Source organism: Sulfuricaulis sp. (assembly GCF_041499725.1).
Classification (GTDB): Bacteria; Pseudomonadota; Gammaproteobacteria; order Acidiferrobacterales; family Sulfurifustaceae; genus Sulfuricaulis.
In genome coordinates this window covers 1-13,087 of sequence record NZ_JBGQKW010000076.1, presented here as the reverse complement: position 1 = coordinate 13,087, position 13,087 = coordinate 1, and the positions used below count along the sequence as shown (strand labels likewise).

Annotated in this window: 14 protein-coding genes; 7 read left to right on the top strand and 7 right to left on the bottom strand. The window is 60.4% G+C overall.

Annotation, left to right across the window (positions count from 1 at the left end; all coding sequences use genetic code 11):
- The first annotated feature begins 15 nt into the window (after window positions 1-15).
- Window positions 16-96: a cold-shock protein gene (locus tag ACC569_RS11625; protein ID WP_372523698.1), complete on the top strand. Its 81-nt coding sequence runs from the start codon at window positions 16-18 to the stop codon at window positions 94-96.
- 151 nt (window positions 97-247) lie between these two features.
- Here the strand turns inward: ACC569_RS11625 and ACC569_RS11620 are convergent, their stop codons facing one another.
- The gene (locus ACC569_RS11620; RefSeq protein WP_372523695.1) at window positions 248-529 is read right to left on the bottom strand and encodes a hypothetical protein; all 282 of its coding nucleotides are present in this window, start codon (window positions 527-529) and stop codon (window positions 248-250) included.
- 516 nt (window positions 530-1,045) lie between these two features.
- Here ACC569_RS11620 and ACC569_RS11615 point away from each other — a divergent pair.
- The gene (locus ACC569_RS11615) at window positions 1,046-1,786 is read left to right on the top strand and encodes a Crp/Fnr family transcriptional regulator (protein ID WP_372523694.1); all 741 of its coding nucleotides are present in this window, start codon (window positions 1,046-1,048) and stop codon (window positions 1,784-1,786) included.
- Between the two features lie 80 nt (window positions 1,787-1,866).
- Here ACC569_RS11615 and feoB read toward each other — a convergent pair whose 3' ends face one another.
- From feoB to ACC569_RS11600, 3 genes are read right to left on the bottom strand one after another with little or no spacing between them, the layout of a single operon-like run.
- Window positions 1,867-3,921: a ferrous iron transport protein B gene (gene feoB / locus ACC569_RS11610; RefSeq protein WP_372523693.1), complete on the bottom strand. Its 2,055-nt coding sequence runs from the start codon at window positions 3,919-3,921 to the stop codon at window positions 1,867-1,869.
- A gap of 51 nt (window positions 3,922-3,972) precedes the next feature.
- Entirely contained in the window at window positions 3,973-6,468 is a 2,496-nt protein-coding gene (locus ACC569_RS11605) for an ABC transporter permease (RefSeq protein WP_372523692.1), read from the bottom strand.
- Window positions 6,469-6,471: 3 nt separating this feature from the next.
- Complete coding sequence (locus ACC569_RS11600; RefSeq protein ID WP_372523691.1) at window positions 6,472-7,161, bottom strand: ABC transporter ATP-binding protein; 690 nt, start codon at window positions 7,159-7,161, stop codon at window positions 6,472-6,474.
- On the opposite strand from ACC569_RS11600, the gene ACC569_RS11595 reads away from it, so the two are divergent.
- The 3 genes from ACC569_RS11595 to ACC569_RS11585 all read left to right on the top strand — a co-directional run bounded on the left by ACC569_RS11595 (window position 7,160) and on the right by ACC569_RS11585 (window position 8,765).
- Window positions 7,160-7,765, top strand: coding sequence for an arylesterase (locus tag ACC569_RS11595; RefSeq protein WP_372523690.1), 606 nt, complete (start codon window positions 7,160-7,162; stop codon window positions 7,763-7,765). The genes ACC569_RS11600 and ACC569_RS11595 overlap by 2 nt on opposite strands.
- A 31-nt stretch (window positions 7,766-7,796) precedes the next feature.
- A complete protein-coding gene (locus ACC569_RS11590) occupies window positions 7,797-8,378 on the top strand; it encodes a DNA-J related domain-containing protein (protein ID WP_372523689.1) in 582 nt (193 codons plus the stop codon).
- Between the two features lie 93 nt (window positions 8,379-8,471).
- Window positions 8,472-8,765 (top strand): TusE/DsrC/DsvC family sulfur relay protein, encoded by a 294-nt coding sequence (locus ACC569_RS11585; protein WP_372523688.1) that lies wholly within the window; start codon window positions 8,472-8,474, stop codon window positions 8,763-8,765.
- A gap of 274 nt (window positions 8,766-9,039) precedes the next feature.
- Here the strand turns inward: ACC569_RS11585 and ACC569_RS11580 are convergent, their stop codons facing one another.
- On the bottom strand, window positions 9,040-9,687 hold the full coding sequence (locus ACC569_RS11580) for an adenylate kinase (RefSeq protein ID WP_372523687.1): 648 nt from the start codon (window positions 9,685-9,687) through the stop codon (window positions 9,040-9,042).
- Window positions 9,688-9,943: 256 nt separating this feature from the next.
- Here ACC569_RS11580 and ACC569_RS11575 point away from each other — a divergent pair, with 256 nt between their 5' ends.
- On the top strand, window positions 9,944-10,489 hold the full coding sequence (locus ACC569_RS11575) for a peroxiredoxin (RefSeq protein WP_372523697.1): 546 nt from the start codon (window positions 9,944-9,946) through the stop codon (window positions 10,487-10,489).
- Window positions 10,490-10,524: 35 nt separating this feature from the next.
- Here the strand turns inward: ACC569_RS11575 and ACC569_RS11570 are convergent, their stop codons facing one another.
- Together ACC569_RS11570 and ACC569_RS11565 are read right to left on the bottom strand one after the other, a co-directional pair.
- Window positions 10,525-11,382 (bottom strand): pirin family protein, encoded by an 858-nt coding sequence (locus tag ACC569_RS11570; protein WP_372523696.1) that lies wholly within the window; start codon window positions 11,380-11,382, stop codon window positions 10,525-10,527.
- Between the two features lie 108 nt (window positions 11,383-11,490).
- Entirely contained in the window at window positions 11,491-12,585 is a 1,095-nt protein-coding gene (locus ACC569_RS11565) for a phosphotransferase enzyme family protein (RefSeq protein WP_372523686.1), read from the bottom strand.
- A 194-nt stretch (window positions 12,586-12,779) separates the two neighbouring features.
- Here ACC569_RS11565 and ACC569_RS11560 point away from each other — a divergent pair.
- Window positions 12,780-13,087 (top strand): dienelactone hydrolase family protein (locus ACC569_RS11560; RefSeq protein ID WP_372523685.1); only part of this gene is annotated, 308 nt, incomplete at its 3' end.

Genomic DNA, 13,087 nt, shown 5'->3' with positions numbered 1-13,087 from the left:
TCGGGCTTCAAGTCCCTGACCGAAGGCCAGCAGGTAAAGTTTGAACTGACCCAGGGCCCGAAGGGTCCGTCGGCGGCAAACGTTCAACCTGCCTAAGACTTAAACTACTGCGCAAGCAGATTTGAGCGAAAGACCCCGCCATCTGGCGGGGTCTTTTTTTTGGATCGAGTATCGTTGAAAGGCGGGGAAATTGGGTGGCACAAACAGAGACCCCGCCAGGTGGCGGGGTCTTTTTTTGGTGCGGTGTTCAGCTGCTGGAGGCGTTGGTGGCGGCGGCCGGTTTTCGGCCGCGTGGACTCCAGATGGATTGCCCGGTCAGACCGCGGGTATTGAGTTGTTCGGCGCATTGCGCGGCGTAGGCGAGCACGTCTTTGCGCGATCCGCGGCGCTGCCCGGCGATAGTGGAACGGCCGCTGTCGAGGACGTAGCGGTACCAATCCTGTCCGTCGCTGCCATCCGGCGCGTCGGTTTTCTCCACGCTGGCCACTTTAAAGGGGCGAAGCTTGGCCTGGAGTGAGGCGGCTGTCATGGCCGGAGATTTAGTTGCGTCGGTCGTTTCTTGAGTCATGGGCATACCTGCGGCTGAGTCGCGAGTGGTTAACGGGTACTGCCAGTCTGGGAATTACCGAAAAATCCGGGCCGACCGTGCTATGTCGAAAACCCGAGCGCGTAGTGTACCACATTATTCCAATGGATAGGAACGCGACCCGCCTCGACGCCTGCGCTGCCCTATCAGCGTTTGGGACCATGAATTTTCCTGTTTAGCAGCACAATCCGGACGATAATGATAGTCCCACCGAATATGACCGGCCAACCGAAGCCCGGGCAGGAAGCCGGCCAAGGTTCTTCGGCCGGAAATTTACCATATTGTTCATGGGCTAATAATCCGTGAGCGGGGTGAATTGACGTGGCGCAATGATGTAAATGTGGAATTCTGATGTCATAACAAGAACCTGAGAGGAATTTCGCGAGCAGTGTGCCTGTGTCGGTCAGTACGCGTCAGCCTGAGAGCAAGGTCGCGAAAAAGCGAGCGGGAGAATCAGCGATGAACCATAAAATTCACAATACTTGCCAGGACAGACCGACATGGCTCGGCAGATCGGATTGCCGCAGCTGTAAAATTCTGCAAGAGGTGCTGTTCAGCGACCTGTCTAAAAAAGAGCTCGAGCCGATCATCCAAGGCATCTACGAGCCCATCGATGAGTTCAATTACGCGGAAGGCGCGGTCATCTACGAGGAGGGTTACGAGGACAACGCGATCTATACCATCCGTGATGGGCTGGTGAAACTGGTGCGCCATGAGCCCGACGGCAAAGAGCGGATCATCCGTCTGATGAAAACCGCGGATACCATCGGACTCGAACGCCTCCTCGGACGTCCTTACGGACATACGGCGATCGCCCTGCAACCGGTTACGGCGTGCCGGATTCCGATCGGGGTGTTGCGGCAATTGGGCAAGGAGAAGCCGCGCTTTTACCGCAAGCTGATGGAGCGCTGGGCGAACGCGCTGTTTCAGGCAGACGACTACATCATGATGCTGCTTTCCGGCACGGTAAAGCAGCGTGTGGTGCAGCTTATTGGCTGGCTCGCCGACATCGACCATACGCACCGATCCAGAGTGGTGATGCTGAATGGCAGGGACATTGCGGCGATATTGGATATCACCCCGGAGAGCGTGAGCCGCATCCTGGCGGAACTGAAGCGCCAGAAAATTCTGCGTCCGCGCACCGACGGCTATTACGAATATGATGCCAAGGCGCTGAAGGAATATTCCAACGCGGCTTGATTATTTTGCGACGCTAGCGTGGCCCATAGCGTTTGAGTCGGCGGAGACCAGGCAGCTGAATTGAGAGTTCAGATATCCATTCAAAGGGAATAATACTGCACGCCTTCCAGAAGTAGTCGAATCATCCCGCTCACCAGCAACGCCACGCCCACGGACAGCGAAACCGAGAACAACGCTTGCTTGCGGCCGATGGTCTTCAACATGACCGCGAACGTCGATACGCAGGGGAAGTAGAAAGTCAGGAACAGCAGAAATGTCATGATCTGTACCCAGTCAAGCTGTGCACCTATGTCGAAGGTGCCGAGAGCCTGGTAAACCATCAGCAGCGACAGCTCCTTGCGCAGGATACCGAACAGGATCGGTACGCCCAGTGCCACCGGCAGGCCCAACCACCAGTGGGTTACCGGCGTGAACACGGTGTTGATGATCTGGTCGGCCCCGAAGTGACTGAGCAGCGCCAACACCACACTGCCACCCACCAGCAAGGGAGTAACAATGGTTAAAACATCCCGGGTCCGCATCCAGGTGTTGTAAAACAGCGAGTCCCAGGTTGGCAGCGCATAGGAGGGTATCTCCTGCACCTGTCCGGGACCGCTGTCAGGAAAGCGGCGCGCGAGCACGCTCCCCAATAGCGCTATCACCACCATGGTCAGCATGAAGATCGTGAACACGCCCAGGCCGCCCAGGTACTTGCCGGCCAGCGCGAGAATGATGGCGGAGCGCGCCGAGCAGGGAACGAAAGTGATCAACAGCGAGGCGATGACACGCTCACGGCCTTTGGTGACGGCGGCGGCGGCGGAGATCGCCGGCACATTGCAGCCGAGCCCCAGCAGAAACGGAACTGCGACACCGCCATGCAGGCCGAGACGATGAAACCCGCGGTCGACGACGAAAGCGATGCGGTGCATGATGCCCGACTCTTCCAGTGCCACCAGCAGTAACACCAGCGGGATCATGTAAGGCACGACGATTCCGACGAGACCGATCAGACCGTCCAGTACGGCGCGGGCGATGACGCCGCCGGTCGATGACGGCTGCCAGCCTGAAGCCAGGGTGATCAACTTGGCGGAAGTCATTGTGTCGAGCCAGGTACTGACCTCGAAGACCACGAACAGCACCGCGGCGAACACCACGAGGCTGCCGAGCAGGCCCCATTGCGGGTGCAGAAATAATTCGTCGAGCCAATAGCGCCAGCCGCCGCCTGCGTACGGGGCGCCGACGCGGGTCACCGCCTCGTACAATGACGCCGCGCGGTGGTGGCGATCGGCATGCAGTTCCTCGGCGAGCGGCCGCGGGAGCGCCTGCTCGGCTTCGCCACGCAAGCGCAGCAAGTCCGGCAACAGCTGGGGGAAGTGTTGCCGCATTTCCTGCAGAAAATAACCGTCGGCCGCCGCCAGCTGCATGACCAGCAACGGGTGCGGAACGCGGAATGCGGCTTGAATCTCGGGATGGTTCAAGGCTTTGCTCAGGGGCTGGAGTTTTTCGCAGATGTGCTTGCTCGCCGGTTGCGGGAGCGGGCATGCCTTGGCGCGTACCGCCTCGACCGCCGCGGTGAAAAGTTCCGCGATGCCGTGACCCATCAGTGCCACCGTCGGTACGACCGGCACCCCCAGCAGTTTTCTCAAGGTGTTGACGCTGATGTGCAGTCCTTTCTTGCGTGCCTCGTCCATCATATTGAGAGCAATTACCATGGGACGACCGAGCTGGCTCAATTCCAGGGTGAGTTCCAGATGGCGTTCCAGGCTCGTGGCATCGACTACCTGGATGATGACATCCGGCGGGGAGAAGGGCGCCGGCGGCCCGCCCGGTTCGTGCACTGACACGGGAGGCAGTTCATCGCCCCATAACAGATACTGCAACGTCACCCGATCGTCATGTTCGAGGTGGTGCAGGGAGTGGATGCTCGGGAGATCGATCACGCGCGCCTCGTCGAGGCCGATCTGGACGGCGCATTCGCCATAGGCGCGGTGCGTGCCGGCGAGTTCGCCGGTACGGATCGACGTGCTCGATACCGCCTGGAACAGCGTGCTCTTGCCGCTGTTGGGCATACCCACCAGGGCGATGCGTAAACGCCGTTCGCCGCGGAACAGCGGGGTGCGGAGCGGGATGGCGGTGGCGTGGGGTTCTGCCTTCATACTATGTATTGTTTCCCACGAGGGCACCGCGCGACAAGGAAAACCGCTGTGCTACAACTCGCGTAGCATGGTCAGCGGGCTCTGGATGACCACACGGCGCGTGCCGAAATAGCCGGCCAGCCCGATCAATACTCCCCCAGTGAGCGGCGCCGCCAGCCATACCGGCCACTTGAAACTGTACTCGAGTTCGAAAGCGCGCGTGTAGAGCAGGTAGGCGATAAGTTCCGTGCCGATGGCGGCCAGGAAGCCGGCGAGCACGCCGAGTACGGCGAATTCGGCGAAATGCGCGGCGCGCAGTTGGCGGCGGCTCGCGCCCAGCACACGCAGCAGCGCGCCTTCATGGAACCGCTCGTCCAGGCTCGCGGCCAGGGCGGCAAACAACACCGCAAACCCGGCGGCGAGCACGAACAGCAGCACCAGTTCCACGGCTGCCGTGACCTGCCCGAGGATCACCCGCACCTGCGCCAGCACTTGGTCCATCTCGAGCACCGTCACCGCCGGGAAGCCGCGCACCAGCGAGGTCAGGAGGGATTTCTGATCCGGGGTGAGATGGAAACTCGTGAGGTAGGTGGCCGGGAAGTCTTCGAGCGTCCCGGGCGGGAAGATCATGTAGAAGTTGGGGTGAAACGAGTCCCACTGCACCGAGCGGATGCTGGCCACGCGTGCGCGGATTGCTTCTCCGGCAATCGAAAACGTGAGTTCGTCATCGAGTTCGATGCCGAGTTTCTTGGTGAGTTTTTCCTCTACCGAAACGCGCTTGCCGCGCGACGGTGTTTCCCACCATGTCCCACGCACCAGACGGTTGTCCGGCGGCACGCTGCCGGTCCAGCTGAGATTGAGTTCGCGCTGGAGCGCCTCGTTATTCGATTCCTCCTTGGTCACGGCCTGTGTTACCGGTTTGCCGTTGATCTCCGTCAATCGCCCGCGCACCATCGGATAGAGGGCACTCGTCTGAATCCGGTTGGTGGCAAAAAATCGTTGCGTCGCCGCGACATCCTGCGGCAGGATGTTGAACGCGAAATGATTCGGTGTATCCGGCGGCAGCTGCGTCTGCCAGGTGGAAAGCAGATCGGTGCGCAGCAGCGCGATCACCGCCATGGCCATAAGCGCGAGCCCGAAGGCGAGAATCTGTCCGATGCTCGTGCGTGTGTGGCGCCACAGATTGGTCAGCCCGAAACGCCAGGCCACCCGGACGTGCCGATGCATGTGCCGGCTCAAGGTCAGCAGGGCGCCCGCCAACGCCGCGAGCGCACCCGCGGCCGCCAGGCTGCCGGCCAGCACGCCGGCGGTAAGGAGCAGGCTGCCGGTGTAGCGCCACATCAGCACCAGCACCGCCGCCGCGGCCGCGCCATACACGATCCAGGCGGACGGCGGCAGCGGCGTCAGTTCGCGGCGCAATACGCGCAATGGCGGCACGTGCTTGAGTCGCAGCAACGGCGGCAGGGCGAAACCGGCGAGTGCGATCAGGCCGGTGAAGAATCCGAATGCCACCGGCGCCACACCGGCCGGCGGCAGGCCTGCAGGACGAAGATCTTGAAGCAGATAAAAAATGGCCTCCTGGGCGATCCAGCCGAGCGCGCAGCCGAGCGCGCTCGCCGCCAATCCGAGCAGCAGGAACTGCGGCGCGAACAGCGCGACGATGTCACGCTGGGTGGCGCCGAAACAGCGCAGCATGGCGCTCATGTCGAAATGGCGTGAGCTGTAGCGACGCGCGCCCATGGCGATGGCCACACCCGCCAGAATCACGGCGAGCAGGCTGGTGAGGCCGAGATAGCGTTCGGCGCGCTCCAACGCGCGTCCGATGGAACTGTTGCCGTCGCGTACGTCGAGCAACCGGTGATTGGGTCCCAGGCGTGGTGTGAGCCACGTCTTGTAGCGCGCCAGATCGGCATCGGTGCCGGCGAAAAGATAACTGTAATTCACGCGGCTGCCCGGCTGGATCACGCCGGTCGCCGCGACATCGGCCAGCGAAATCAGCACGCGCGGGGCGAAGGTGAAGAAACTGCCGGCGCGTCCCGGCTCGTAGGTGAGTACGCGCGTCACGCTGAAGGCGGCACTGCCGATCTCGATGCGCCCGCCGATCGTCAGGCTGAGCGCCTGTAGCACGCGCGGCTCGACCCACGCGGTGCCGGGAGTCGGGATGTCGCTGGTTTTCGTATCCGGCGCGTATAACGCCGGCGCGGCGCGCAATGCACCACGCGGAGGATAGCCCGGACCCACCGCCATGACACTCGAGAGCTGGAGCTTCTCGGCTTGCACCACCACGCTCGCGAACTCGAGCGTTTCCGCCTGCCGCAAGCCCTGACCCGCGGCTTCCTTGCGCCAGCTCGGCGGCACCGGTTCGGGGCTCGTCAGTCGCAAGTCCGCGCCCAGCAGGTCGGCCGATTGATAGGTCATCGCACGATTCAGGCGGTCGCTGAAGAATCCTATCGCGGTCACCGCGCCAACGGCGATAACCATCGCCGCGGCGAGGAGGCGCAATTCCCCGGCGCGCCAGTCGCGCGCCAGCAGGCGCAGTGCCAGGCGAAAATTTTTCAGTCCGCGCATCGGTCAGCGGCGATCGACGATGCGCCCGGCATCGAGATAAATGTGGCGTTCGCAGCGCGAGGCCAAGTTCTCATCGTGCGTCACCAGCACCAGCGTGGTACGGTGTTCCTGGTTGAGGTCGAACAGCAGGTCGATGACGCGCGCCCCGGTGGTGCTGTCGAGATTGCCGGTGGGCTCGTCGGCAAACAGGATGGCCGGTTTCATAACGAACGCCCGCGCAATCGCTACGCGTTGCTGTTCGCCGCCCGAGAGCTGGCGTGGATAATGCGAAAGCCGCTCGCTCAGGCCCACGCGCGCCAGCCGCTCGCGCGCCTCGCGCTCGGCCCCGGTAATACCCGCGAGTTCGAGCGGCAGCATCACGTTTTCGAGCGCGGTCAGGCCGGGCAGCAGTTGGAAGCTCTGGAACACGAACCCGACCTGTCCAGCGCGCACGCGCGCGCGGCCGTCCTCGTCGAGTTTATCGAGACGCTCGCCGGCGAGCGTGACTTCGCCTTGCGTTGCGGAATCGAGCCCGGCCAGCAGACCGAGCAGGGTGGATTTGCCTGAACCCGACACGCCGATGATCGCGACGCGTTCACCGGTCTTGATCTCGAGATTCACTCCCGACAAGATGTCGAGAGCGCCTTCGGCGGTATCGACCCGTTTCGAGAGGCGGGCGGCGGAGACGATTATTCCATTCGGATATTCAGGCATGCGTCGATTCATTCTGACAGTAGTGTTATTGCTCGGGCTGGCGCCATTGCCAGCCGCCGCGCGCATCTTGCTCGTGGTCGGTGACAGCCTGAGCGCGGCTTACGGCATGGACATGGGTTCCGGCTGGGTGGCGCTGCTGGGCAAGCGTCTTGAACGGCAAAAGTACGATTACCAGGTCGTCAACGCCAGCCTCAGCGGCGACACCACGGCGAACGGTTTCGCCCGGCTGCCCAGGCTCCTCGACAAGCACCAGCCGGCGATCGTCATCATCGAGCTCGGCGGCAACGACGGCCTGCGCGGGCTTGCGCTCGAACAGATGAAACATAACATCACCGCGATGGTCACGGAAGCCAAGGCCCGCAATGCACGGGTGCTGCTGGTCGGCATGCAGCTCCCGCCCAATTACGGCAATCGCTATACGGAAAGGTTCCGGCGCATTTACCAAGAAGTCGCGGCCGAACAGCAGGTGGGTCTGGCGCCGTTCCTTCTCGACGGCATTGCCACCAATGGTGCGCTCATGCAGCCGGACGGAATCCATGCCAACGCCAAGGCGCAGTCGAAGATGCTGAAAAATGTCTGGCCACATTTGCGTCCCTTGCTCTGATCGGGAACGTGGATGGTCTATATATTCCTTGATGCTCGACAATCCCTTCAAAGCCTCGGTTCTGGCCCTGATCAAAACCTCTCCCGCAGGCTTGAGCGAGTATGATCTGATACAACGCTTGCAAGAGCACGACGCCGCATTTTCCTTCGATGGCGAGAGCCCGAACCTCGCGCTTTTCCGCAAGCATTTCCTGGTGATGAATGCGTTGTACCAGTTGCAGACGGAATTGTTCACGCAGGGAATGTATCTTTCGATATCACCCCTCGATATTCGTTTGGAACCGGTGGAGGATTCGGGGGTTTCAGCGCTGCCAACCGATAACGCGGCGGCGCCGTTGCGCGCGTATTACCTCGACTGGGAAAACTTCAGCCAGACCAGCCGCGCGGATGTCGAAACCATGCTCAACCGTTTCATGGAGCGCTATCTGGCGATCGACGAACGTCTGGAGGCGCTACAAACCCTGGATCTGCCCGCCGATGCGCCTTGGAAAACCGTCAAGCAGGCGTACCGGCGTCTGGCGGCACAGCATCACCCGGACAAGGGCGGCGACCCGGCGCGTTTTCGAGCGATCCGCGGCGCCTATGAAATTCTGTTGCGTTGTTATGCAGTTTAAAAAGGCGCGGCGGGCGCCGCCTGTATTATAGTTGACTAATTCACTCGGCTATTGCATGATGCCGGGCCGTGTCATTGAACGAGAGGATTAATTATGGAAATTCCACAACGCGACGGCGACGGTTATCTCATCGAACGCGACGCGTGGACGCCGGAGATCGCCCAGGCCATGGCGGAAGCCGATGGTCTTGCGCTGAATGAGGTCAAGTGGACGCACATCACCAAGGCGCGTGAATATTATGAAGCGTTCGGTGTCGTGCCGCCGATCCGGAAATTCGCCAAGTATGTCGAGGCCGATCAGAAGGAGATATTCAAACTCTGGATGACAGGCCCGATGAAACCCATTACCAAGTACGGTGGACTGCCCAAGCCGACCGGCTGCGTTTGATTCACCGCGGCGTTTTTCCGGTATAACCGCGACAATGCCCGACGAGGCCAGGACACGCATGTGTCCTGGCCTTTTCTTTTTGTAATATTCGGATGGCCATGGGCAGCAAAGCCCTGGGGATACGGCCACAGTTGCTAGCGTACTTCAGGCGATATACATCCTGATGACGTGGTCGGCTTGCGCCGGTGGTGGCGCTAGTTTGTCCCAAAAAAAAGGTCGGCGTGTATTCTGCCATCGCATGACAGACACACACCGACCCCTGTGTTTAGTTTGATTAGGCCGCGAGTTTCTTTTTGATCGCAGCGATTACAGCTTCACTTGACGTGGCGCTGACCGTAATCAGCATGCCCTCTTTTTCATAAAACCCAATGAGCGGGGCCGTCTTCTTATTATAAGTATCGAGGCGGTGGCTGATGGCCGCTTCGGTCTCGTCTTCGCGCTGCACCACCGGGCTGCCGCATTTGTCGCAGATGCCTGCTTTCTTCGGCGGCATGCTCTTGACGTTGTAGATAGCCTGGCACTTGGTATTGGAGCAGGTGCGGCGGGTGCTGAGGCGGTCGAGGATCACGTTGCGCGGCACGTCGATATTCACCGCCATGTCGAGCTTGATGCCGAGTTTCACCAGCAGCTTTTTCAGGGCTTCGGCCTGGGGAATGGTGCGCGGGAAGCCGTCGAGCAGAAAACCCTTTTTGCAATCGGGGTCCTGCAGGCGTTTTTCCATGATGCCCATGATGAGTTCATCGGGCACGAGATCGCCGCGGTCCATGTAGGCCTTGGCCTGTTTGCCGAGGTCGCTCCCAGCCTGCACGGCGCCACGCAGGATGTCACCGGTGGAAATCTGCACGGAACCGTCCAGCTGGGTCAGCTGTTTCGCGACCGTTCCCTTGCCAGCGCCTGGGGCGCCCAACAGAATCAACTTCATCGTATTTTCCTCTCTTTTTGAATGATTAAGCCTGATGCCTGCATTTGCAGGCCGGTGCGGGCAGTCTACCTGTCTCGGCCCGAAACGAAGAGGCGCATTTTGCCCTCTGGATGCCGTCAAGATCAACAAGCAATGATCAGATTGGGGCCAGGGAGGCCCGGTGGCGGGGCGGCGTGTAACTATATAGTGTAGATTTACCAGAATGTGTATGGTGCTAGCCGGGACGGGATTTATGAAGAAGCCGGGCCACAATATGATGAATTGGCCACATCTCGCTCTCGGGTTGGCGATGATGATGTTCATCAGCCATTCAAGCTCGGCGGAGGAGGTGGAGATGGCTGTCGCAACAGGCCAGGCCGCGCCGGATTTTTCGCTGCGGGATCAGAACGGTGAAACACGCACCCTGTCGACTTACCGCCATCACTGGGTGGTGCTCTATTTTTACCCCAAGGACGACACGCCGGGTTGCACCCAGGAAGCCTGCCGGTTTCGCGACGATTTACCGGCGCTCAGGAAACTGGGTGCGGAAGTTCTTGGAGTCAGCGTCGACAATCCGGAAAGCCATGCCAAGTTTTCCAGTAAATATAGCCTGCCGTTTCCATTGTTGGCGGACACTGATGGCAAGGTGGCCAGACAATACGGCGCGCTCTGGTCCCTGGCGTTTATCCGCTTTGCCAAACGTCAGACCTTCATCATCGATCCGCAGGGGAAGATCGCCAAGATCTATCGTCAGGTGCGGTCCGAGACCCACAGCCAGGAAGTCATCGAAGACCTCAAGGCATTGCAGCGGTCGGGGAGGTAATGATGCGCTGCCCCAGCTCCATCGAGCTTTAATGATTATTCCGATACAGTCCGCGCCCGTTTTTTAACGAGCCGGTCGTGTTGGTAGTCATCGAAGGCCTGCCGGATTTCCGGCTCGGTGTTCATGACAAACGGTCCGTACTGCACAATGGGTTCCCGCAGCGGGCGCCCGCTGAGCAGGATAAAACGCGCGCCCTGCGGCCCGGCGGATACCGCTATCTCGTCTCCCGAACCGAGCACCGCCAGGGTGTGAGTTTCAACGGCAGTGCTACCTATCTGCAGACTTCCTTCGAATGAATAGACAAAGGCCGTGGCGCTACCGTCAAGGCGCTGGGTGAAAGCGGTTTCGGGTGGTAAAGATATGTCGAAGTATTGAACCGCCGTGTGCGGATCGTGGATCGGTCCGCGCTGCCCCGCGTATTCGCCGCTGATGATCTTGACCCGCGCCCCGTGGTGTTCGACCACCGGCAGGCGTTCGGTGGAGAACTCCTGGTACTGCGGGTCGCTCATCTTCTCGCCGGCCGGCAGGTTGATCCAGAGCTGAAAGCCGCGCATCAGGCCATCGGTCTGTTGCGGCATTTCGGAATGAATGACGCCGCTCGCCGCCTTCATCCACTGAATGCCGCCGGCACGCAGGTCACCGCGATTGCCCATGCTGTCCCGATGTTCCATGTGTCCGTCGAGCATGTAGGTGAGGGTGATGAAACCGCGGTGCGGGTGATCCGGAAAGCCGGCGATGTAGTCGTCCGGGTCGTTGCTCGCGAAATGATCCAACAGCAGAAAAGGGTCGAGATGGCGCAGCCGCGGCGTACCGATGGTGCGATGCACGGTCACGCCGGCGCCCTCGGTAATCGCGAGCGCGTGAACCAGTTGCTGTATCGAACGTGGCGTCATCGCGGCAATCCTCCTGAGTTCCAGGACAACGTAAATTCCAGACATTATCTAACCATGAACGCCGGAAACGGCCAAACTGCCGCCATGCCCTGGCAGAACCGGCCTGATTCAGGCTTCCAGTCCCTTGATCAGCGACCTGATCCTTGCTTCGTTCCGTTCAATGGAGGAGGTCAGCGCAAACTGCGCCAGGGCGCGATACAGGTTCTGGCCCGGCCAGTCGGTCTTGAAGTAGTGATTGCCCTCCAGATGATCGGTGAGAAAACGCAGACCCAGCTCGAAGGGGATGAGGCGGATGCCATCGTATATATAGTGATGGTCATACGGTGTCAGAAAGGCCCGTGCTTCGGAAAAATAATGCTTGAGAAGCGCATGGCAGATGTCGAGATCGAAGCGGATGGCCGCCAGGTTTCCGGGTGACTCGCCCGCGGGGTTGGCACAGGAGCGCAGGCAGTCGCCGATGTCGAAGTGAATCAGTCCAGGCTGTACGGTGTCGAGATCGATGAGGCTGACCGTCCGGCCGCTTTCAGCGTCGAAAAGAAAATTGTTGAGCTTGGTATCGCCGTGGATCGGCCGGATCGGAAGCTTTTCTTCACGCCGGGGCGTTTCAAGCGCATCAGCCAGGTTTCGGCGTGTTTCGACGAAAGCAAGACAATGGCGCAGCTCGGCGTTGTCCGGTGTCTCCCGGCGGCGGACAGCGGCTTCGGTAAAACGCAACAGATAGTTGGGCGCGTTGTGGAAGCCGGGCAAGGTTTCATGAAGCCGCGCCGGATCGAGATCGTGAATCAGCGTGTGGAAACGGCCCAGTGCGAAACCCACTTCTTCGGCCTGGCTTGCGTCAGCGATGGTTTCAAGCGTGTATGTATTCTCGACAAAGCCCATGGCGCGCCAGAATCCGCCGTGCGCGTCCACCACGGAATCCTTGCCGTCGCGGGTGGAGAATATCCGGGGCAATTGCAGTTCGCGTGCGGCGGTTTTGTCGCCAGTTTGGCGTCGACGAATATGATCCGTCAGGGTGCGCAGGTTATCCATGATTTGCTCGGGTCTCGGGAACACATGCCGGTTGATGCGTTGCAGAATGGTCCGATGGCCAGTGTCGACGGAGACCACAAAGGTGTCGTTGATCAATCCATGTCCGTAGGGGCGGACATGGACAATTCGCCCGCCCAAGTCGAATGCGGCGGCGATATCCTGTTCAAGCGTCATGGTGTTGGAGAGAATCGGGCAATATGTATTTTATTCGCCGACCGCAGCCGGGCGCAGGGGTGACAACCGCTGCCTCGACAAATAGGGACGTTTGACCGGCGCACCACCGCGGTATTAGGCTGAGCTTTGCGGCCGTTTCGGCGGAAGCGCCCGGAACGGGATATCTGAGCAACGATAAGGCAAGGAGGTCAATCATGAGAAAGCTGGTGTTATCTATTGTACTGGCATTTGGCGGATTGGCGGCGGCCCAGGCGGCCATCAAGGAAGGGCCGGTCGAATACAAGGCTGGCGATACCGTGCTCAAAGGTTATCTGGTTTATGACGATGCCTCGCAGGAGCGCCGTCCCGGGGTGCTGGTGGTGCATGAATGGTGGGGCCATGACCAGCATGCGCGTAATAGCGCCCGCAAGCTTGCCGAGGCCGGTTATGTGGCGCTCGCCCTGGATATGTATGGCGGTGGCAAGCAGGCAGATCATCCGGACAGCGCCGGGAAATTCTCGGG

What these genes read in the sequence shown, in the direction of transcription:
- ACC569_RS11620 (WP_372523695.1), bottom strand. Translation starts at nt 529, where the DNA reads ATGACAGCCGCCTCACTCCAGGCCAAGCTTCGCCCCTTTAAAGTGGCC.
- ACC569_RS11615 (WP_372523694.1), top strand. Translation starts at nt 1,046, where the DNA reads ATGAACCATAAAATTCACAATACTTGCCAGGACAGACCGACATGGCTC.
- feoB (WP_372523693.1), bottom strand. Translation starts at nt 3,921, where the DNA reads ATGAAGGCAGAACCCCACGCCACCGCCATCCCGCTCCGCACCCCGCTG.
- ACC569_RS11605 (WP_372523692.1), bottom strand. Translation starts at nt 6,468, where the DNA reads ATGCGCGGACTGAAAAATTTTCGCCTGGCACTGCGCCTGCTGGCGCGC.
- ACC569_RS11595 (WP_372523690.1), top strand. Translation starts at nt 7,160, where the DNA reads ATGCGTCGATTCATTCTGACAGTAGTGTTATTGCTCGGGCTGGCGCCA.
- ACC569_RS11600 (WP_372523691.1), bottom strand. Translation starts at nt 7,161, where the DNA reads ATGCCTGAATATCCGAATGGAATAATCGTCTCCGCCGCCCGCCTCTCG.
- ACC569_RS11590 (WP_372523689.1), top strand. Translation starts at nt 7,797, where the DNA reads ATGCTCGACAATCCCTTCAAAGCCTCGGTTCTGGCCCTGATCAAAACC.
- ACC569_RS11585 (WP_372523688.1), top strand. Translation starts at nt 8,472, where the DNA reads ATGGAAATTCCACAACGCGACGGCGACGGTTATCTCATCGAACGCGAC.
- ACC569_RS11580 (WP_372523687.1), bottom strand. Translation starts at nt 9,687, where the DNA reads ATGAAGTTGATTCTGTTGGGCGCCCCAGGCGCTGGCAAGGGAACGGTC.
- ACC569_RS11575 (WP_372523697.1), top strand. Translation starts at nt 9,944, where the DNA reads ATGAATTGGCCACATCTCGCTCTCGGGTTGGCGATGATGATGTTCATC.
- ACC569_RS11570 (WP_372523696.1), bottom strand. Translation starts at nt 11,382, where the DNA reads ATGACGCCACGTTCGATACAGCAACTGGTTCACGCGCTCGCGATTACC.
- ACC569_RS11565 (WP_372523686.1), bottom strand. Translation starts at nt 12,585, where the DNA reads ATGACGCTTGAACAGGATATCGCCGCCGCATTCGACTTGGGCGGGCGA.